The following is a 20,372-nucleotide window of genomic DNA, read 5'->3' on the forward strand; positions in this document are numbered from 1 at the left end:
CGAACGATCGTTCGCACTAGCTGGAAGAACACTTGGGGGCAATAGTCAGTAGGCCAACAATGTACAAAAACTACATTTCCTTCATTGCAAATATGTAGTTTTTCTACTACTATCGCCTCGTGGGTCGAATCTTCGGCCGTTGCGATACCTAGCCGACACGGTGCGCCTATCGCAATCGAAGGACAGCGAATGGCTTGTCTGTATCCTTGATTGTTACCGGTAACATAAAGACACGGTAAGCGCACGCGAGGCGCGTCTTCTTGTTGAATCAGGTCTACGTCGAACCTGCTTTCGCAGTTTCATCTGATTAATTAGTCATGCAAATAACATTTATCAGAAGCGGAGTTCTCGTCCCGCCTGATCAGCAGACGAATGGTGCCCAACCGGCAAGGCAGACCGTGCTATTTGTCCGCAACAGAGACACAGAACCGACTCATTTCCGCCGGACGACCCGACGCGATCCAGGTCGCGCCAATACGTTGTGCCAAAGCAATGGCGGGTTGTGCGAGACGGCCATTGGGTTATTCACGTTCCTCGCAGATATGACGATCACGGATGGAAAGAATGACGAAACGAATTGCTGTAGTGACTGGCGGTATGGGTGGTCTAGGAGAAGCGATCAGTACGAGACTGCACGATGCAGGTTATGCGGTGGTAGTCACGTACTCGCCGAACAACACCGGCGCGGCGGCATGGCTCGCGAACATGGAAGCTCAAGGCAGGAACTTTCGCGCGTATCCGGTCGATGTGGCCGACTACGATTCATGCCAGCACTGCGCAGCCAAAATTCAGTATGAAGTCGGCCCGGTCGACATTCTGGTGAATAACGCCGGAATCACCGAGGACATGACGCTCCGGAAGATGAACAAGGTCAACTGGGACGCAGTCATCCGCACCAACCTGGATTCGGTGTTCAACATGACGAAGCCACTTTGCGAGGAGATGGTCGCGCGGGGTTGGGGACGCATCGTCAACGTTTCGTCCGTCAATGGCTCGAAAGGGTCGATCGGCCAAACCAACTACGCGGCAGCCAAGGCCGGCATGCACGGCTTCACGAAATCGCTGGCGCTGGAAGTAGCGCGTAAGGGCGTTACCGTCAACACGGTCTCGCCGGGTTACCTGGCCACGAAGATGGTCACGGCGATACCTCAGGAGATCCTCGATACGAAGATCCTCCCGCACGTTCCCATGGGGCGTCTGGGCAAGCCCGAGGAAGTGGCGGCGCTCGTGCTTTACCTCTGCTCGGACGACGCCGGCTTTGTGACCGGCGCCAATGTTGCGATCAACGGCGGCCAGCACATGCAGTAACAGTCGCGCGCCCCCGCGCCAGCCGGTTCATGCAGAGACACCGCACGAGCCGGCCCGAACCGCATACGCAACACACCTATGCATCGCTGAGAGGAACGCGTCATGAGTGAAACCTCGATAGGCCTGGTTATCGGAGGCACGGCGCTCGGTGTCGCAATGTTCATGGTCGCTAGCCACTATCGCCGCGAGCGAATGCGGGCACGAATGCTGCGGGAACTGAATCGTCACGATCCGTGGCATCAAACGCGCGCGCGAAAGTGATTGCACCGCCGAACATCGATATCCACAAGCGCAAACGATTGCTGAAAGAAGCAGGCTCAACTGACGCCTGACGTACAGACCGGATTCAGTCGGTCACCACATTGAGAGAAGTGGATGAAAACTACAAGCAGAAAACTTTCTGGAGACAGAGCGAGCCCCTATTCGCCGCAGACTGCCGAGGATGCGATTTCCCATCTCGAACGGGTCCTGTCGGCGGGTGCCGCGCAATCTCTGTTCACCGGCGTCTACTGGCGCGCGCGGGTTCAGCAACTGAGCGCTACACGAGGGCTGACTCCATTGCAGCGAGCAAGGCTCGTGAGACTACTCAAGTCGCTTGCATTGCCGGGACGGGGCGAAGATCGATCGTAGACCTGTACCGTCATGCGCGCGAGAATCATGATTCAACGATAGGTTTTCACGGTTGCAGCGGAGTACGAAATGGACGATCCCTACGACCTTCAACGCTTCCTCGATGCACAGGACCCGGTCTACGCCCAGGCATGCGATGAACTGAAGCATGGACGTAAGCGAAGCCACTGGATGTGGTTCGTGTTTCCTCAAATCGAGGGGCTCGGCATGAGCGCAATGGCTCAGCGATTCGCACTTTCGTCGCTGGCCGAAGCGCAAGCATACCTGCGCCACCCGATACTCGGCCCACGGCTGCGCGAAGCGACACAACTGGTCAACCTCGTCAAAGACCGCTCCATCGAGGAGATTTTCGGGTATCCGGATCACCTCAAGTTTCGCTCGTCGGTGACGCTGTTCTCGCGTGCCTCGAACGACAACGATGTATTTGTCGAAGCTTTGCGCAAATATTTCGGCGGCGAAGCCGATCCGCGAACCCTCGAGCTGCTCTAGGCCATTTTTAGTAACGGGCCCGCGCACGTGGGCCGCGACGGACTGCGCATTCCGGTCTCGGTGCAGTGTGGCGTCACTGCCGGCCGACATCGGCTGCACGGGACCGGTAAAGCAGCAGATGATCATTCGCGGATTCCGACAGCCAGACCTCGCCTGGACGGCCCATCATCTGGCGCACGTTCGCGTGGTCACGCGGCAGTGGCAAGACGTCGAACCGCTCGGTACGCGGATCGAAGCGCACCAGCGCATTAGCGCTCCATTCACTGAGCCAGACGATGTCCTGGTCGTCGACGAATATTGCGTACGGGTGCGGACCGTTGCCGGGCAGTCGCCATTCTCGCCATTGATGCGTCGCGGGATCGAATACACCGACTTTTCCGGCGTTCCACTCGCTGACCCAGACGCGCCCGCTGGAATCGGCCCAGACGCGGCGCGCGCCCTGATTCGCGGTTGGCGGCTCGATGACCTGTGCCGCGCCCGTCGTCCGGTCGATCCGACCGAGGTAACTTCCCGCCAGCGAAGCGAAATACAGATCCCCAGTGCGCGTCACGCAGATACCGTAGGGCCCGGCGCCGCGTGGAGCATCGAAGACGCGCATGCGCGCGCTTTGCGGATCGAGCTCGCCGTAGATACCACTTTGCCCGGTAAACCACAGATGCCCCTGCTTGTCGAACACGGCGGTATTCAGATTGGCGTCGGACCGGTCCTTGGGCAGCGGAAAACGCGTGACGGCGAGCGTCTTCGGATCGACGCGCACGATTGCGTTCTGCCCGCCGTCAGTGACCCACGCTGCACCATCGGGGCCGACGACCACGCCATGTGGCGCCGATCCGGTGCCGAGCGCAATCGTGTCGATTTTGCCGCTGCGCGGGTCCAGGCGCCCGGCCGCTCCCCGTGCCTGCGCGGTGTACCACACGGTGCCGTCATGCGCCGGTGCGACGTCATGCGGTGCGCTGCCGGCCGGCAAGGCGAAACTTTCGAACGATGACGGCCGCTGTGCTTGCGCATACGCGAGGCCAAGGTTGCCCGTACTCATCGCGCAAGCAATGGCGCAGATCGCCAAGGCAATCACAAACCGGGCGGTCGATCGCAGGGCAAACTTCGTTGCACGAAGTCGTTCGAGCGCCGCATGCCGCAGAAGGAATGCGAACATCCACCAAAGAAGCCCAGCGAGTAGCAGCAGAGGAATCAGCATCGGCGGTCTCCGTCGCTGTCTGTGTCAGCTAACGTATCACGAATGCCACTTGCCGAGCTCAACCCCACGCTTCAGTGCTTGGCAGCGCTCTACGCGTCTGCTTTCAGCCGATCTCGATCACCGCCTTCCTTGCCTGCCGACGCTCCTCCAGCGCCACATGCGCTTCGTCGACGTTGTCTAGCGTATAGCGACCATTGATCTCGACATTGAGCGCACCTTGCCGGATGGCGGCGAACACATCGTCCGCGCGACGCTGCACCGTGGCCGCATCGGCGAGATGATCGGCGAGCCGCGGACGCGTGAGAAACAGCGAGCCCGCCTCGCCCAGTTCGTAGGGATCGAGGTCGCGCATCGGCCCCGTGACCAAACCATAGTTGATGAAGGCCGCGCACGCGGACGGCGCGAAAGCTATCGCGCAAGGTGGTCTTGCCGACCGCATCGAATACCACATCGACGCCCCTTCCAAGGGTCAACCCGCGAATCCGATCAGCGAAGGCTCCGTTTTCATAGAGCATCACGTGATCCGCGCCGCCCGCTCGCGCGATAGCAGCCTTTTGCGGCGTACTCGTCGTCGCGAACATTTCCGCGCTTGACGCCTCGCAAGCTGCACGAGCAACTGTCCGATGCCTCCCGACGCCGCATGCACGAGACAGGTCATGCCCGCTTCGAGCTTGGCCACGTCTTCGATCAGGTAGTGCGCCGTCGAACCCCCTGAAAGATCGATGCAGCCGCAATGTCGTAGCGGATATCGTGGGGCAGGCGCGCGAGCCGGGCGGCGGGCACGATCGCAAAGTCGGCGTATGCGCCCCACGATATGCACCATGCCACGCGATCGCCCGCGCAAAGCGACGTCACACCTGCTCCGGTTTCGACGACCTCGCCCGCCCCTTCCATGCCCAGCGTGCAGGGAACCCTGACAGGATAGGTGCGCGAATCGCGATACTTGCCTTACCGCGTGCGGATGTCCATGAAGTTGACGCCTGCAGCGGCCCCCCCGCACCAGCACCTCGCCGGAACCCGGCTTCGGTATGTCGAGCTCGACGCGGCGCAGCACCTCGGGACCGCCATATTCATGAATCTGGATCGCTCGCATAAACCCGTCTCCATTGGTTTCGTTGAACGATCGTCTGCACAACTGCGTAAATCAACACGCGGAGGTCCGCCGGAAGGGCAATCAGCGGTGACACCGCCAGGTCAGGCACCAAATCCGGCTCTGCCAATAGAGGGTTTACCCTGGCAAATTCCGCTGAAAGCTATTTGAAATGAAGGTGGCCTTCGTTAGAATGAGTCCTGTGCTGAGACAAATCCGAAAGAGTCCATCAGCGCCTCGCTGTACCGGAGGCAACCGCAGTCGGCTGACAACCTCACATCACTTCAGAAGGCAGTCGTCATTATTCAGTAGACCTCAATTGAACGGAGAGTAAATCATGAGCCGCCTTACCAACCGAATCGCCACAACGCTCGTCGTGCTCGGCCTGATGACTTCGGGCGCAGCTATCGCGCAGCAGCCAACCGCGACCGCGCCCCCGGTCGCAGAGGTTGCTACCGTACCGGCGACTACCCACAATGACCCTATCGTTCAGAAGCGAAACGAGATTCGCGAGGCCAACCGCGAACAACGCGCCCGGACCGCGGAAGCCAGAAAGGCATTCAGGGCTGAAGCTCGCGACGCCCGGCAAGAACGCAACCAGGCGGCGAGCGACTCCCGCGACCGCGCACGCGCGGCCTTGGCTGAATCGGCACAACCTGGCACGACTCAGGCCGGCGCGGCGCATACCACCCAATGAGTCATAAACGCTACGGGGTTTGTTCAGGAAGAGCGGGCGACGGTCCTCAGCGGAGAACAATCCAATCAAAGATGATCAGTCGATACCCGGTCCTTCCTACCAGCGGAGCCCTCAGATGTGCGAGTGGCTCCGCATTTTTTTATATGGCCGTTTTAGCAACTTCACCATAGCATGCCGGCCGGCCACCTCACTCAAAACCTGAACTGTGCGACGCAGTCAACGAGGTTTGCCGCCCGCTTCCTCAAGCTCCCCACCGCCGCGGCGTTTTACTCGAAGAGCGCTGCGTTGCGCTCCGTAGTTTTGTCCATCTGATTGACCGCCTGCGCACGCGGAATGCAAACCGCACCAGGGTAAATACAGATTCGAGCGCTCCCAAAGCTTTATAGAATGAGCAACATTAGCAAGGAGCAATAATGCTTGCTATAGATTAATCGAAGATATCCCGCAGAACCGGAGACGCCATGCAGATCGACTACCAAACGATGCGGTTCGACTACGAGCGAGCCGCCGACCACGATGCCGGTGCCCCGCTCACCTATCCGGTCGTCGTGATCGGCGCTGGCCCGGTCGGCTTGTCCGCGGCCATCGATCTGGCCCAGCAGGGCGTTCGCACCGTGCTGCTCGACAACGACGACACGCTGTCGAGCGGTTCGCGCGCAATCTGTTTTGCGAAGCGCACGCTGGAGATTTTCGACAGGCTTGGCTGCGGCAAGCAGATGGTCGACAAAGGCGTGAGCTGGAACGTCGGCAAGGTGTTCCTGCAGGACGAGTTGATCTATACGTTCAATCTGCTGCCAGAAACAGGCCACGCGCGACCTGCGTTCATCAACCTGCAGCAGTACTACGTCGAAGGCTATCTGGCAGATCAGGCGAAGCAGACCGCGAATCTGCAGATGCGCTGGAAAAGCAATGTGATCGGTGTGACCCAGCAAGACGACCATGTCGAGTTGCAGGTCGAAACGCCGGACGGCATTTATCCGATGCGCGCGCAATACGTGGTCGCCGCCGACGGCGCGCGCAGCGCGGTGCGCAAGACGCTCGGTCTCGACAGCCACGGTCGCACCTTCAAGGACCGCTTCCTGATCGCGGATGTGAAAATGAAGGCGCCGTTTCCGACCGAACGCTGGTTCTGGTTCGATCCGCCCTTCCATCGCAATCAATCGGTACTGCTGCACAGGCAACCCGACAACGTCTGGCGCATCGATTTCCAGCTCGGCTGGGACGCCGATCCGGTCGCGGAGAAACAGCCTGAAAAAGTGATTCCGCGCGTCAAAGCGCTGCTCGGCGACGATGCCGAGTTCGAGCTCGAATGGGTCAGCGTCTACACGTTTTCGTGTTTGCGGATGGACAGCTTCCGGCATGGCCGCGTGCTGTTCGCGGGCGATTCGGCGCATGGCGTATCACCGTTCGGCGCGCGCGGCGCGAATAGCGGCGTGCAGGACGCCGACAATCTCGCCTGGAAGCTGCGCCTCGTCGTCAACGGCGACGCGCCGCCAACGCTGCTCGATACCTATGCATCGGAGCGCGAATATGCGGCGGACGAAAACATCCTGAACTCATCGCGCGCCACCGACTTCATCACGCCGAAAAGCGCGGTCTCGCGGATGTTCCGCGACGCCACGCTCAAGCTCGCGAAGGAGTGCCCGTTCGCGCGGCGCATGGTCAACAGCGGCCGTCTGTCGGTGCCGGCGATTCTGCGTGACTCGCCGCTGAACACACCCGACGCCGACGCGTTCACCGGCGCGATGGTGCCCGGCGCAGCTAGCACCGACGCGCCCGTCAAGCTCGCTGGCGAAGACGCCTGGTTTCTGAATCAGACCGGACATGGCGGCTTCACGGGTGTGCACTTCTGCGGCCAGGGAGACGACCCGACGAAATGCGCCGAACAGCTTCGCGCGCTCGCATCTCTGGCGGTGCCGGTCCGCTCGTTGATAGTCGTGCCGCGTGGAGCGGCCGTGACCGCTCTGCCGGACATGCCTCACGTCACGGTGATCGAGGACGTAGAAGGCATCGTCACGCATCGCTTCGATGCGCGGCCTGGCACGTTTTATCTGCGGCGTCCGGACCAGCACGTCTGCGCGCGCTGGCGCGCTCTCGACACCGCATCGGTCACCAAGGCCGTGGATCGCGCAACCTGCAACGGATAACCATCATGACCAAGCTGAACATCGAAACGAACATGGCCGATCCCGATGCGTTCTATGAAAAACTCATCGACGCGCACAACGGACTGACCGACGAGCAAAGCCACTTCATGAACGCGAAGCTCGTGCTGCTGCTCGCGAACCACATCGGCGATGCCGACGTGCTGCTCGAAGCGCTCGCGCTGGCGCGCGCGGACTGAATGAGGTTCAGCGCCCGATCCAGCCGAACCGCCACGACAGCCGTCGTGTCGTGGCGAGCAGCGTCTGCGCGGTCGCGCCGCCCATGCTGAAGTCGGAGCCGCCCGACGGACCGATCACCGCGACCACCAGACTGACGCTGCCCGTGTGATCGAACACGGGCGCGGCCAACGCGCCGATGCCCGGCACCGGCGCATCGAGTGCGTCATCGATACCATCCTCCCGCACCTTCGCGCGGCGTGCCAGATAGGCCGGGACCAATGACGGCGCGCCCTTTTTCGACGACACGAACACCTCCGCGGCCGGCGCGCCAGCAAGTCTGATCGATTCCTGCGACAACAGCCCGGCCAACACGTCGTCCGCGAGATGCGCGGCGAACACGCGCCCTATCGCCGTGTTGACGAGCGACATCACCGTGCCTACGCGCAGGCTCACATGCTGCGGTCGCGCCGATTCTTCGAAGCGGATAACGGTAGGTCCCAAAGGTCCGAGAATCGCTACCGCGACGCTCATGCCGGACTCCGCCGCGAGCGTCACGATCTCCGGTTCGGCATCGCGAATCGGCGACATGCGCTGCAACGCGATCAGGCCGAGTTCCATGCCGAGCGGTCCCGCGCTGAAAAGACCCGCGTCGTCGCGGCTCAGCAAGCCCACCTTGAGCAGACTCACCAGATGCGGAAACGCCTTGGCAGCGGGCATATCGGCGGCGGCGGCCAGATCGCGCAGCGACAGCGGACGGCCGGCGGCAACGAGCGCCAGCAGGAGATCACCGGTGTTGTCGAGCGCGCTGATGCCGCGCTGAGCTTTCGTATCGCTGAGTGGGGGCGTGTTCGCGTCGGATGCGTCCGGGGTTTCTATCTGCATGATTCTCAGGTGGGTGTGACCAGCGCTTCGGTGATGCGTCGGGAAGTGTCGAGCAGCTGACGTGCGACTGCGCCATCCCACGCGACGTCGATCGAGCCCGACGAGCCGATCGCCGTCAACGCGAGTTGCATCCGTTGGTCGCCATCGAACACCGGCACGCTCAGACTGCTGATGCCCGGGCTCGGCGCATCGATGCCGCGCTCGATGCCGCGCGCGCGGATCTCATCGAAGCGCTTGCGCCATTCGGCGCTAGCCGGCCCTTTGGCGCCGCGGCTGCGCGCCGGTGCAGGCTCCGCCGCTTGCGCCTGGCTTCGCGCCATTTCCGCGACCTGCTCGGGCGCGCAGAACGCGCAGAAGACGCGGCCCGTCGAGGTCGCTTCGAGCGACATCACCGTGCCGATGTGCAGATTGACATGCAGTGGCGCACCGCTGCGCTCGTATCGCACGATGGTCGGTCCCTGCACGCCCGCCACGCAGATCGCCACGCAAAGACCGATCCGCTCGGCGAGCGCAGCCGCGTGGGGCGCCGCGATGCGATAGACGGGCTGCTGTTCGATATGCATCAGGCCAAGCCGCAACGATAGCGGGCCCGGCTCGTAGTTTCCGGTCAGCGCGTCGCGTTTGACGAGGCCGAGGCGCGTCAGGCTCACCAGATACGTATGCGCCTGCGCCGACGAAAGTTGCGCCTCGCCGGCCAGTTCGGTCAGCCCGAGCGGTTCGCGCTGTCGCGCCAGCGCCTGCAGCAGCCGTCCGCCGACCTCGACGCTTTGAATGCCCCGCTGTTTCTTTTCGCTTGTCGTATCAGCCATCGTGTTGTCCGACCTTGCCCTACAAGAGTTTCGGCCCGTTCGGTGTCGCCCGTGGAAGGCCTAGATGGTATCCGATCGGACCGTGCCGACCAACCAACGGAGTTTACCCTAGCTTAGTCAATGACAAGGTATTTTGTCATTGACAAATATCCACGCGACGACGACTATTAGTCATCCCCCAACGAGTCGTGACGGAGACAGACATGGCGAAGGCTTTCGCATCCCAGGCCGACCTGGAAGAAAAGAAGATCACGTGGACCCAATTGTCGGAAAACGCGTATGCGTACACGGCCGAGGGCGACCCTAACTCGGGCGTGATCATCGGCGACGACGGCGTGCTGATCGTCGACACCACCGCCACGCCGGCCATGGCGCAAGACCTGATCGCGAAGATCCGCAGCGTCACCGACAAGCCGATCAAATACGTCGTGCTGTCGCACTATCACGCGGTGCGCGTGCTGGGTGCGTCGGCGTACTTCAAGGAAGGCGCGCAGCAGGTGATCGCCAGCCGCGGCACCTACGAAATGATCGTCGAGCGCGGCGAAGCGGATATGAAGTCGGAGATCGAACGCTTCCCGCGCCTTTTTGCAGGCGTCGAAACGGTGCCCGGCCTGACGTGGCCGACGCTGGTGTTCGAAAAGGAAATGACGCTCTTTCTCGGCAAGCTCGAAGTGCGCATCGCGCATCTCGGCTCGGGCCACACGAAGGGCGACACGATCGTCTGGCTGCCGTCGCAGAAGGTGTTGTTCTCCGGCGACCTGGTCGAGTACGACGCGGCCTGTTATTGCGGCGACGCGCAACTCGAACAATGGCCGGCAACGCTCGAAGCATTGCGCGCGCTGAATGCGCAGAAGCTGGTGCCGGGTCGCGGCCCCGCACTGCTGTCGCCGGCGGAGGTAAACAAGGGCCTCGACTACACCAAAGACTTCGTGACCACGCTGTTGCAGGCGGGCCGCGATGCATTCAGGGACAAGCTCGATCTGAAGGGCGCGATGGCGCTCACGCGCAAGGCGATGGACCCGAAGTTCGGCAACGTCTTCATCTACGAGCATTGCCTGCCGTTCGACGTGTCGCGAGCCTACGACGAAGCAAGCGGTATCAGCCATCCGCGCATCTGGACCGCGCAGCGCGACAAGGAAATGTGGGACGCGCTGCAGAGCTGATCGCCCCACGCACTCCGGGAAAGACCGTCCGGTCTTTCCTTATCCCCGTTCAAACCATGAGGGCGCGCTAGACGCCTCGGGCGCGCTCGTCTTCGCACAGGCGCGCTCCGCACCTGGAGCGAGACATGCAGCATTCCCTCGATGGCAACGTCATTGGCCACGCCGCGTCGGTCGCGAGCGACGATTCGATGTTCAGAAAGGTCGCGTGGCGCATCGTGCCGTTTCTGTTTCTTTGCTACGTCGTGTCGTTTCTGGACCGGATCAACATCGGCTTCGCGCAATTGCAGATGAAGCATGATCTCGGCTTCAGCGACGCGATGTACGGACTCGGCGCAGCCGTGTTCTATGTCGGGTACGTTCTGTGCGAGGTGCCGAGCAATATTCTGTTGGCCAAATACGGCGCGCGTAAAACCTTCATGCGGATCATGCTGCTGTGGGGCATCACGTCGATGTGCATGATGTTCGTGTCGAAGCCCGCGCACTTCTACGTACTGCGCTTCATGCTGGGCGTGTTCGAGGCGGGCTTTTTCCCCGGCATCGTGCTGTACTTGACGTACTGGTTTCCGGCCAGCCGGCGCGCCGCCGTGATTTCGGTGTTTTTCGCGGGCGTGGCGGTCGCGGGCGTGCTCGGCGGACTTTTCTCCGGCTGGATCATGCGCGACATGAGCAGCGTGCTGAACCTGTTCGGATGGCAATGGATGTTTGCGATCGAAGGCGCACCGGCTGTAATTCTCGGACTCCTGTCGTGGCGCTTTCTGCTCGACAAGCCGCACGACGCGAGCTGGCTCACGCAGGCTGAAAAGGATCGGCTCGTCGCTCTGTGCGCGCAAGGCCAGGGGAAACACAGTGGGCATGACGGTCGCAGCTTCGCTGCGGCGTTGCTCAATCCGCGCGTCTATCTGTTCGCGTTCATCTATTTTTCGCTGACCTGTGCATCGCTGACGCTCAACTTCTGGATGCCGTTGATGATCCGTGATTTCGGCGTTCAGGATGTGGTCGCCGTGAGTCTTTATACGGTGGTGCCGAATGCGATCGGCGCGGTGGGTCTGATTCTGATTGCGCGCCGCTCGGATCGAACAGGGGAACGGCGGAAACATTTCGCTTTCTGCACCGTGGTCGGTGGTCTCGCGCTTGCGGCGCTTACACTGCACCTGAACAGCTTTGCCGCGATGCTGGCAATTTTGTCGCTGGCCTCTGTGTTGATCTTCGCGGCGCTGCCGATCTTCTGGGCCGTTCCTACCAGCTATCTGTCTGGCAAGGCGGCTGCGTCTGGCATTGCGTTCATTAGCAGCATTGGCATCACCAGCGGCATCGTCAGCCCGTGGGTGATCGGGCAGATACGCACGGCGACGGGCAGTATGGATCTCGCCGTTTATATTCTGGCTGGGCTGCTTGTGCTTAGCGGGGGCGCGTTGATGGCGGGCGTCAAAGGCGATGTGATGCGACGGTGATGCGTGATTGACTGGTTGTCGCTGGCGTCGCAGAGTCAGGTTGCGCGCCGCGAAACGAGTGTTCGCGCCGCAATCGGGATAGACGATCCTTCAGGCACGGTTAATGCGGATCACGATGGCACCGGCTCCAGCATCGAAAGGAAAAGCCATGTCCACCATGCCACCCGCCATCAGACATCCAGCCGGACATCCGTCGGATCGGGATGTCGTGACGGGCGCGAGCGGCTGATGCGCGCCGCGCGATCGTCTGCCGTGTGGATGCACCGGTGCGGATACCGGGACGCAGTTTTGACTGGTCCAACGATCCGCTCCTCCAACAGATGGCGCTTGATGGTCGCGCTCGTGCTGAGCGGATCGGCGATGTGGAGTGCCGATCCCGCCTGCGCGGTCTACGCGATCGCGCAATACGGCGAGCCCAAATATCCCGCTGATTTCAAGCACTTCGACTACGTCAATCCCGACGCCCCACGCGACGGCGCGCTCGTTCTCGCGAATCCAAACCGGCTGACCAGCTTCGACAAATTCAACCCATTTACGCTGCGAGGCAACCCCGCACCGGGACTGGGACTGATGTTCGAAAGCCTGACGACCGGCAGCGCCGACGAAGTGGCGAGCGCGTACTGCCTGCTCGCCGACGACATCGATATCGCCAGGGACGGCCTGTCGACAACCTTCCACATCAACCCGAAAGCGCGCTTCTCGAACGGCGACCCCGTCACCGCAGCGGACGTCAAGTTCTCGTTCGACACCCTGAAAAGTCCGCAGGCGCTGCCGCAGTTCGCGGTGTACTTCGGGCAGATCGCGCGGGCGGTGGTAATCGACCGGCTCACGATTCGCTTCGATTTCAAGGTCGCGACACGCGAGATGCCGCTGCTCGCGGGCGGAATTCCGGTGTTTTCGCACAAGTGGGGCATGCGGCCGGACGGCACGCGCATTCCTTTCGATCAGCTCGCGTTCGAGAAGCCGATCGCAAGCGGCGACTATCTGATCGACCGATACGACAACGGCCGAACCATCAGCTACGAGCGCAACCCGAACTACTGGGGCGCGTCGCTGCCCGTCCGCGTCGGCACGCACAACTTCGCGCGCATCGACTACAAGCTGTATGCGGACGCGGTCGCTCAACTCGAAGCGTTCAAGGCGGGCGAGTATGACGTGCTCGTCGAACACACCGCACAGAGCTGGGTGCGGCGCGATATCGGCAAGCGCTTCGACAGTGGCGAGCTGATCAAGCGCGAGTTTCCTCATCACAACGGCGTGGGCATGCAGGGATTTTTCATCAACCTGCGGCGGCCGCTCTTTCAGGACGTGCGCGTGCGCGAGGCGCTCGATCTCGCGTTCGACTTCGAGTGGCTCAACCGGCAGCTTTTCTACGATCAGTACAAGCGCACCGACAGCTTCTTCGTCAACACGGACCTGCAGGCCAAGGCCAAACCCAGCGACGGCGAACTCGCGATTCTGGAGCCGTTGCGCAATCAACTCGATCCCGCCGTGTTCGGCGAGATGCCGCAACAGCCCGACACCGATCCGCCCGGATCGCTGCGCGCCAACCTGATCAAGGCGCGCGAGCTGCTCGCGCAGGCGGGCTGGACGTATCGCGACGGCGCGCTGCGTAACGCGAACGGTCAGCCGTTCGTCTTCGAGCTGCTCGGCGACACGGGTGGCGGCGTGTCGATGGAGCCGGTCGCCGCGGCGTTCGGCCGCAATCTGCAGAAGCTCGGCATCACGATGAACTTTCGCACCGCCGATTTCGCACTGATTCAAAAGCGCATCGACGCGTTCGACTTCGACATGACGACCGTACGTGTGCCTGACGTGCAGGTGCCGGGCACCGAGCAGCTATCGCGCTTCGGCAGCCAGTACGCGGACGAGCCGGGCTCCGACAATCTCGCCGGTGTGAAGTCGCCGGCCATCGACGCGATCCTGCGCAAGGTGCTGGGCGCGCAAACGGACGAGCAGCTCGTCGATGCGACCCACGCGCTCGACCGGGTGTTGATGAACGGCTATTACGTGATCCCGCACTGGTATTCCGCGGTCCATCGCATCGCGTACCGGAATAGCCTCGCCTATCCGGCGAAGCTGCCGCTTTACTTCTCCGCCGACGAATGGGTTCTGTCGACGTGGTGGCGCAAAGCGGCTGGACCGAAACTTGCACGCCCTCCATGATTGGAGGACAACGATCATGAGCAGACTACTCTTTGCAACCATCGTATCGGTCGGCCTCGCGGGGTGCGTCGTCGCCCCGCCGCCGCCCAGCTATGGCTATGGATATGAGCCAGCACCCGCCTACGGCTATGCCCCCGGGTACTACGTCGCGCCGCCGGCCGTGAGCCTGGGCATCGGCATTGGCGGTTACTGGGGTGGCCATGGAGGCCATTGGCACGGCCATTGAATCAGACGATCCAGGTGGGCTCTTCCAAACCAGGGTAAACATCCATCCTCGCACGAAGTACTTCAAAATGGTTGGGGTACGGAGTATATTCGCGTTCAGCAGATATTTACTGAACGGAGGAGGACGGTATGCAATTTCATCTCAACGGTTTCCGGGTCGGCGATCCGACGATCGAGCCAGCCATCAGCAACGCGCATGCTGCGCAGATGCCGGAGAAGGTCGACGTGCTGATCGTCGGCAGCGGCCCTGCCGGAGTCGTGCTGGCGGCGCAGTTGTCGCAATTCCCGTCGATCAACACGCGCATCGTCGAACGTCGTGACGGACCGTTGCAGATGGGACAGGCCGATGGCGTAGCGTGCCGTACCGTCGAGATGTTCAATGCGTTCGGCCTCGCAGATCGCCTGCTGCAAGAAGCCTATTGGGTCAATGAAACGGTATTCTGGCGACCCGATGCAACTGACCGCGGCGCGATCAGTCGTACCGGCCGAGTTCAGGATACCGAAACGGGACTGTCGGAATTTCCGCACGTCATCGTCAATCAGGCGCGTATCCAGGAGTATCTGCTCGACGTGATGCGTCGCTCCGCGCGCCGGATCGAGCCGGACTACGGCCTCGAACTGGTCGACGTCCAGCGCGACGATACGAACGAATACCCGGTGCTGGTCACGCTGCGGCGCACCGATCCCGCGCGTCTCGACGAGACCGTGACCGTGCGCGCGCGCTATGTCGTCGGTTGCGACGGCGCGCGCAGCCGGGTACGCACCGCCATCGGACAAACGCTACGCGGTGACGCGGCCAACCATGCGTGGGGCGTGATGGATGCGCTGGCCGTTACCGACTTCCCGGACATCCGGCTGAAAGCGGCGATTCAATCCGCGAGCAAGGGCAACCTGCTGATCATTCCGCGTGAAGGCGGATATCTGGTTCGCTTCTATGTCGACCTCGGCGACGTCACGCCGGAGAATCGCGACAACCTCAAGCAGATCACGGTCGATCGCATCATCGAGACGGCGCAGAGCATCCTCCATCCCTATACGCTCGACGTTAAAGAAGTGGCGTGGTTCTCGGTCTACGAGGTCGGTCAGCGTCTCACCGACCGCTTCGACGACGCTATCGCCGCCGACGGCACTTCACGCGAACCGCGCGTGTTCATCGCGGGCGACGCCTGCCATACGCATAGCGCCAAAGCGGGCCAAGGTATGAACGTGTCGATGCAGGACGGCTTCAATCTCGGCTGGAAGCTCGGCGCGGTGCTGGAAGGCCGCAGCGACGCCGATCTGCTGCGCACGTATTCGGACGAGCGCCAACCCATCGCGCAGGAGCTGATCGATTTCGACAAGGAATGGTCGGCAATGATGGCCGCTCCGCCGAAGGACCCCAACCGGCCCGAAGCAGGCGGTGTCGATCCCGCTGAGCTTCAGGCGTACTTCGTTCGCGCGGGCCGCTACACGGCTGGTGTCGCGACGCGTTACCGGCCGGCCACCCTGACCGGTGAAGCGACGCATCAGGCGCTCGCCAAAGGCTTTACGATCGGCACGCGCTTTCACTCGTCGCCTGTGGTTCGCCTCGCTGACGCGAAGCCGTTCCATCTCGGGCATGCCGCGCAAGCGGACGGCCGTTGGCGTCTGTACGCTTTTGCGGACGCATCGGGTCGTGCGCTGAATGCGTTGTGCGAGTATCTCGACAAGTCGCCGGAACCCGTTTTGCGGCTCTTTACGCCGAAGGATGCAGACGTGGACAGCGTTCTCGATCTGCGCGCGGTATTGCAACAGCCGCATCGCGAAGTCCGTCTCCAGGACATCCCTGCTCTGCTGCTGCCGCGCAAGGGTCGCCACGGCCTGATCGACTACGAAAAGGCATTTACGAGCGACGCGACGACTGATATCTTCGACGAGCGCGGCATCGATCGCGAACAAGGTGCACTCGTGGTGGTACGTCCCGACCAATACGTGGCCCATGTTCTTCCATTGAATGCATACGCGGAGTTGAACGCCTTCTTCCGGCCCATCTTTCGCGCGCGTTAAACCATAACTAAATCCGACACTCCGAAATTGCCGATCAAACCTGAAGACGCCGGCGCGCTCCCGAAATTTACTGGCAGCCTGGTGCGCCGTGCCCAACAGCGCCATGCAGCGGTCTGGCTGAGTGAGGTCTCCGCTGAGATCACGAGCGTGCAGTACGCGGCGCTAGAGGTCTTGCACGAGACACCTGGCGTCAGTCAGCGGCAACTCGGAGACAAACTCGATGTGGATCGTTCGACGATCGCCGATCTCGTTGCACGTATGGTGCGCAATGGCCAGATCGAGCGCGCCGACGATCCTGTCGACAAGCGCAGTTATGTGTTGTATCTCACCGCTGCCGGCAAGAAGCAACTTGCGGCCTTGCGTCCGCGCGTCGAGCAGGTCGAGCGCATTCTCACTGAACGACTGACGGCAAGCGAATTGGCGCAGTTGCGCCGCTTGCTTGCGGCGCTGTTGCCGCCGCAGGCTTGATGGGCTTACCGCTTCAATAAGCCCGTCGGTCGAATTCTTGTCAAAGCTTGCCCGGTCGAGGGTCGGGCACGAAGCCATCCCGGTTGGGCATACGGATAGCGGCGAGCGAATGCGCGTCGAGACGCGCATCGTCCGGAACGATACCGTTGCGGTTCAAGATCCACGCGCTGAGCGCATACACCTCATCCGCGCTCAGCGACTGCGGCGCGTTATACGGCATCGCCCGGTTTATATAGTCGAACAGCGTCGTCGCATACGGCCAGTAGCTGCCAACGGTGCGCTTCGGATTCGCGGTCGCGAGCGTGCCCGCTCCACCGATCAGTTGATCGCCGATCAGCCCCTCGCCTTTCGCGCCATGACAGGCCGCGCATTTCGCCGCGAAAATGCGGCCACCCGTTGCGACGTCGCCGCTGCCGGTGGGCAAGCCTTGGCCGTTCGGCGCGACATCGATATTCCATGCGCTCAGAGCGGATTCGCTGACAGGCTTGCCGATCGCGTCGACGGATGAACGCCAGCGCGCTTGCGCGGCGGCAGCGGACTGCACGTCGCGGGTTGCATCGAATGAAGACGAACAGCCAGCGAGCAGACTGCTAGCCGTGACCCATGCCAGCAGAGCGCGCATCGTTTTCGATTTCGAAGCACCGAACTGCATAGGCTCACGCATTTTTAACGCTCCCATCGGCTTCGATGCGCCATTGCTGAATGCCGTTGTAGTGATAGTTCGAGTTCAGTCCACGGGCCGCGACGAGCGCCTCGCGCGTCGGTTGAACGTAGCCGGTCGAATCCGTTGCGCGCGACAGGATGGCGGTCGGCGCACCGTTCCACACGAAGCCGGCCTGGAAGCGGGTCAACGCGCGATCGCGCGCCGGCTCGTCGAGCACCGCGGCCTGCCATGTCGCTCCACCGTCGGTCGATACCTCGACCTTGCGAATCGCTCCGCGCCCCGACCACGCGAGCCCGACGATCGGATAGAAGCCCTGCGCGGTCAGCCGCTGTCCGGCGGAAGGCCGCGTGATCACCGACTTCGCATCCATCTCGAACACGAATTGACGCGCGCGGCCGTCGGGCAGAATGCTCGTGTATTTGGACGTTTCTTCGCGGGTTTGCAACGGCGCATCGACGACTTTCAGCCGCCGCAGCCATTTCACGTTGGTATTGCCCTCGAAGCCCGGCACCAACAGACGCAGCGGATAGCCGTTCTCCGGCCGCAGGCGTTCGCCGTTTTGCGCATAGACGACGAGCGCGCGCTCGAGAATCCGCTCGAGCGGCAAACTGCGCGTCATCGCGGCGGCGTCTGCGCCTTCCGCGAGCAGCCACTGCGGCGTTGCGCCGTCGCTGGTCGGCGTGCGTCCGCCGACGGCTTCGAGCAGCGTCGACAGCCTGACGCCGGTCCACTCGCAGCACGACAGCAGTCCATGCGTGATCTGCACGGGCAGCCCGCTCGGTCCTTTCCATTCGCTCGCCGTGTTGCCCGAACACTCGAGAAAATGAATGCGCGACTCCGAAGGCAGGCGCAGCAGATCGTCCATCGTGAAGAGCTTCGGCTCGCGCACGAGACCGTGAATCACGAGCCGGTGCGCGTCGGGATTTATATCGGGCACCCCGGCATGATGCCGCTCATAGACGAGCCCGTTCGGGGGTGATCGAGCCATGCAGATCCGCGAGCGGCGTCAGCGACGATGCGGCGCCCGGCATCGGCCACGCCCGCGCGGCACGGCGAATCACGTTCGACTCGCGCGGCGACGGCAGCCCGTACGGATGCTCGAGAATCGGCGCGCCGGGTGTTTGTGTCCAAGGATCGACGCCCAGCGGCTTGAGCAGCGTCGCCGCCTTCAGGTTCGGCGCGGCCAACGCGGACAACGCGAGACCGCCCAACAGGCGCCGACGCGGCGACGCGGGTTTCGACGCATCATGCGCGTCGCTAGTGATACGTGGATGTCGCGACATGCTCGTGCCGGCGAGGCGGCCTGGGTTGATCGACAAGCGCACGAGTATAGGTAGTGCGCGCGTCCCGATCAAAGCCGATTGCGACTATGGTTATGACGGCGAGCGATATGCCGCGCGCGGATTAGAAAAATTGCCACGGCCATCCGATGACACCGTCAATCCGGTGCGATTTCCGCGATCACGCTAAACGATTCGAGCGTATAGCCCATATTGAAATACCCCGCGCGCGCGTAAGTCGCAATGCGCTCAAGGCGCTCGGGATCGTTGCGCGGCCGGTCGCGATGGACCCGCTGCCGCACGGCTTCGAAGGAGCCGGACACGGCCCGCCGATAGAACGATGCGAGATTCAATGACATCGTGCGCCCTCCTGCTGATGGCATACATCGAATCTAGTCAGCAGCGCGCGCTTGTGCAAACAAGCATTTGTGCAATGCTTTGCGCCGCCCATGCAATGTCGGTCCGGCGGTGCCGACACGACGGGTTGTCCGCTTACGCTCAACCGCGATAACGATAGCGCTCGATATTATTTGTGCGCTAACGAGCGCGTCTCTACGATCTGGTGACCTTCACTTCGATCGCATTCCAAGCATGACTACGACAAAAGCACTCAGGGCCGCACTTCTCTCCGTTCTCGTTACTTGCGGCATCGTCGGTGCTCAACCGGCGCTTGCGGCAGGACAAACGGTGCGAGTCGGCATCATGTCCGGCGAGGACGAAGACGTGTGGCGTGCGGTCGCCGCCAACGCGGCCAGGCAGGGCATCACCGTCAAGATCACGACCTTCTCCGACTATACGCAGCCGAACGAAGCGCTCGCTGAACACGACCTCGATGCGAACTCGTTCCAGCACAAGCCCTATCTCGATGCGCAGATCGCCGCGCGCCACTATCAGATCGTGCCCGTCGGCTATACCTATGTGCAGCCGATCGGTCTCTACTCGCGCAAGGTGAAATCGGTCGCGGCGCTGCCGCAGAATGCGACGATCGGCGTGCCGAACGATCCGAGCAACGAAGGCCGCGCGCTGCTTCTGCTGCAAGCGAACGGGCTGATCAAGCTGCGCCCCGACGTCGGCCTGCTGCCGACCGCGCGCGACATCGCGGACAATCCGAAGCACATCCAGATCAAGGAGCTCGACGCGGGCATCGTCGGCCGTGCGATCGGCGACCTCGACGCCGCCGTCGTCAATACCGACTGGGCGATCAAGGCGGGCATCAAGATTCCGCAGGAACGCATCGCGCAGGAGAAGGTGCCGGGCAACCCGTATCGCAACTTCATCGCGGTCAACGCGAAAGACGCGAACGCTGCGTGGGTGAAGACGATCGTCGACAGCTACCAGCAGGCCAACGTCGCCTCGGCGATCCTGACCGTCTATCACGGCGCCACGCTGCCGGCATGGGACGGCGCGCCGCAACACTGACCCGACACGCGGATCACGCACGACTCGAGCGGCGGCGCTTCGGCCGCCGCGCATTCAGTCCTCTTCATTGCCCTCCTGATCGTATCG

The 20,372-nt window shown here is 62.2% G+C and carries 17 protein-coding genes and 2 pseudogenes; 12 read left to right on the forward strand and 7 right to left on the reverse strand.

What is annotated here, in order from left to right:
• The first annotated feature begins 564 nt into the window (after nucleotides 1-564).
• Nucleotides 565-1,308 (forward strand): acetoacetyl-CoA reductase, encoded by a 744-nt coding sequence (gene phbB / locus AB3X89_RS14570; protein ID WP_368583923.1) that lies wholly within the window; start codon nucleotides 565-567, stop codon nucleotides 1,306-1,308.
• A gap of 699 nt (nucleotides 1,309-2,007) precedes the next feature.
• A complete protein-coding gene (locus tag AB3X89_RS14575) occupies nucleotides 2,008-2,427 on the forward strand; it encodes a DUF1810 domain-containing protein (RefSeq protein ID WP_368583924.1) in 420 nt (139 codons plus the stop codon).
• A 73-nt stretch (nucleotides 2,428-2,500) separates the two neighbouring features.
• Here the strand turns inward: AB3X89_RS14575 and AB3X89_RS14580 are convergent, their stop codons facing one another.
• Complete coding sequence (locus AB3X89_RS14580; protein ID WP_368583925.1) at nucleotides 2,501-3,622, reverse strand: lyase; 1,122 nt, start codon at nucleotides 3,620-3,622, stop codon at nucleotides 2,501-2,503.
• Between the two features lie 103 nt (nucleotides 3,623-3,725).
• Nucleotides 3,726-4,715, reverse strand: a pseudogene (locus tag AB3X89_RS14585) (quinone oxidoreductase).
• A gap of 334 nt (nucleotides 4,716-5,049) precedes the next feature.
• Between AB3X89_RS14585 and AB3X89_RS14590 the strand changes: the two are divergent.
• The 3 genes from AB3X89_RS14590 (at nucleotide 5,050) to AB3X89_RS14600 (ending at nucleotide 7,753) form a co-directional block, all read left to right on the forward strand.
• Entirely contained in the window at nucleotides 5,050-5,409 is a 360-nt protein-coding gene (locus tag AB3X89_RS14590; RefSeq protein ID WP_368583926.1) for a hypothetical protein, read from the forward strand.
• Nucleotides 5,410-5,870: 461 nt separating this feature from the next.
• Nucleotides 5,871-7,556, forward strand: a complete 1,686-nt coding sequence (locus AB3X89_RS14595; RefSeq protein ID WP_368583927.1) for an FAD-dependent oxidoreductase — start codon at nucleotides 5,871-5,873, stop codon at nucleotides 7,554-7,556.
• A 5-nt stretch (nucleotides 7,557-7,561) separates the two neighbouring features.
• Entirely contained in the window at nucleotides 7,562-7,753 is a 192-nt protein-coding gene (locus AB3X89_RS14600) for a DUF2783 domain-containing protein (protein ID WP_013094246.1), read from the forward strand.
• Between the two features lie 7 nt (nucleotides 7,754-7,760).
• On the opposite strand, the gene AB3X89_RS14605 is transcribed toward AB3X89_RS14600, so the two are convergent.
• Together AB3X89_RS14605 and AB3X89_RS14610 are read right to left on the reverse strand one after the other, a co-directional pair.
• On the reverse strand, nucleotides 7,761-8,615 hold the full coding sequence (locus tag AB3X89_RS14605) for an IclR family transcriptional regulator (RefSeq protein ID WP_368583928.1): 855 nt from the start codon (nucleotides 8,613-8,615) through the stop codon (nucleotides 7,761-7,763).
• Between the two features lie 5 nt (nucleotides 8,616-8,620).
• Nucleotides 8,621-9,424 (reverse strand): IclR family transcriptional regulator, encoded by an 804-nt coding sequence (locus AB3X89_RS14610; protein ID WP_368583929.1) that lies wholly within the window; start codon nucleotides 9,422-9,424, stop codon nucleotides 8,621-8,623.
• Between the two features lie 203 nt (nucleotides 9,425-9,627).
• Between AB3X89_RS14610 and AB3X89_RS14615 the strand changes: the two genes are divergently transcribed.
• From AB3X89_RS14615 to AB3X89_RS14640, 6 genes are all read left to right on the forward strand, one after another.
• A complete protein-coding gene (locus AB3X89_RS14615) occupies nucleotides 9,628-10,587 on the forward strand; it encodes an MBL fold metallo-hydrolase (RefSeq protein ID WP_368583930.1) in 960 nt (319 codons plus the stop codon).
• A 125-nt stretch (nucleotides 10,588-10,712) separates the two neighbouring features.
• Nucleotides 10,713-12,038, forward strand: a complete 1,326-nt coding sequence (locus tag AB3X89_RS14620; RefSeq protein WP_368583931.1) for an MFS transporter — start codon at nucleotides 10,713-10,715, stop codon at nucleotides 12,036-12,038.
• Between the two features lie 330 nt (nucleotides 12,039-12,368).
• On the forward strand, nucleotides 12,369-14,204 hold the full coding sequence (locus AB3X89_RS14625; protein WP_368583952.1) for an extracellular solute-binding protein: 1,836 nt from the start codon (nucleotides 12,369-12,371) through the stop codon (nucleotides 14,202-14,204).
• Between the two features lie 16 nt (nucleotides 14,205-14,220).
• Complete coding sequence (locus AB3X89_RS14630) at nucleotides 14,221-14,430, forward strand: hypothetical protein (protein WP_368583932.1); 210 nt, start codon at nucleotides 14,221-14,223, stop codon at nucleotides 14,428-14,430.
• A 128-nt stretch (nucleotides 14,431-14,558) separates the two neighbouring features.
• Entirely contained in the window at nucleotides 14,559-16,454 is a 1,896-nt protein-coding gene (locus tag AB3X89_RS14635; RefSeq protein ID WP_368583933.1) for an FAD-binding monooxygenase, read from the forward strand.
• Between the two features lie 27 nt (nucleotides 16,455-16,481).
• Nucleotides 16,482-16,922, forward strand: a complete 441-nt coding sequence (locus AB3X89_RS14640; protein WP_013094239.1) for a MarR family winged helix-turn-helix transcriptional regulator — start codon at nucleotides 16,482-16,484, stop codon at nucleotides 16,920-16,922.
• 40 nt (nucleotides 16,923-16,962) lie between these two features.
• Here the strand turns inward: AB3X89_RS14640 and AB3X89_RS14645 are convergent, their stop codons facing one another.
• From AB3X89_RS14645 to AB3X89_RS14655, 3 genes and pseudogenes are all read right to left on the reverse strand, one after another.
• On the reverse strand, nucleotides 16,963-17,586 hold the full coding sequence (locus tag AB3X89_RS14645; protein WP_368583934.1) for a c-type cytochrome: 624 nt from the start codon (nucleotides 17,584-17,586) through the stop codon (nucleotides 16,963-16,965).
• Nucleotides 17,579-18,869: pseudogene (gene soxC / locus AB3X89_RS14650) on the reverse strand (sulfite dehydrogenase). Before soxC ends, AB3X89_RS14645 begins: the two are co-directional and overlap by 8 nt.
• A 155-nt stretch (nucleotides 18,870-19,024) precedes the next feature.
• On the reverse strand, nucleotides 19,025-19,225 hold the full coding sequence (locus AB3X89_RS14655; protein ID WP_368583935.1) for a hypothetical protein: 201 nt from the start codon (nucleotides 19,223-19,225) through the stop codon (nucleotides 19,025-19,027).
• Nucleotides 19,226-19,457: 232 nt separating this feature from the next.
• On the opposite strand from AB3X89_RS14655, the gene AB3X89_RS14660 reads away from it, so the two are divergent.
• Nucleotides 19,458-20,285, forward strand: a complete 828-nt coding sequence (locus AB3X89_RS14660; RefSeq protein ID WP_368583936.1) for a MetQ/NlpA family ABC transporter substrate-binding protein — start codon at nucleotides 19,458-19,460, stop codon at nucleotides 20,283-20,285.
• Nucleotides 20,286-20,372 lie beyond the last annotated feature (87 nt).

This window comes from Paraburkholderia sp. BR14320, assembly GCF_040948665.1.
GTDB classification, from domain to species: Bacteria; Pseudomonadota; Gammaproteobacteria; order Burkholderiales; family Burkholderiaceae; genus Paraburkholderia; species Paraburkholderia youngii.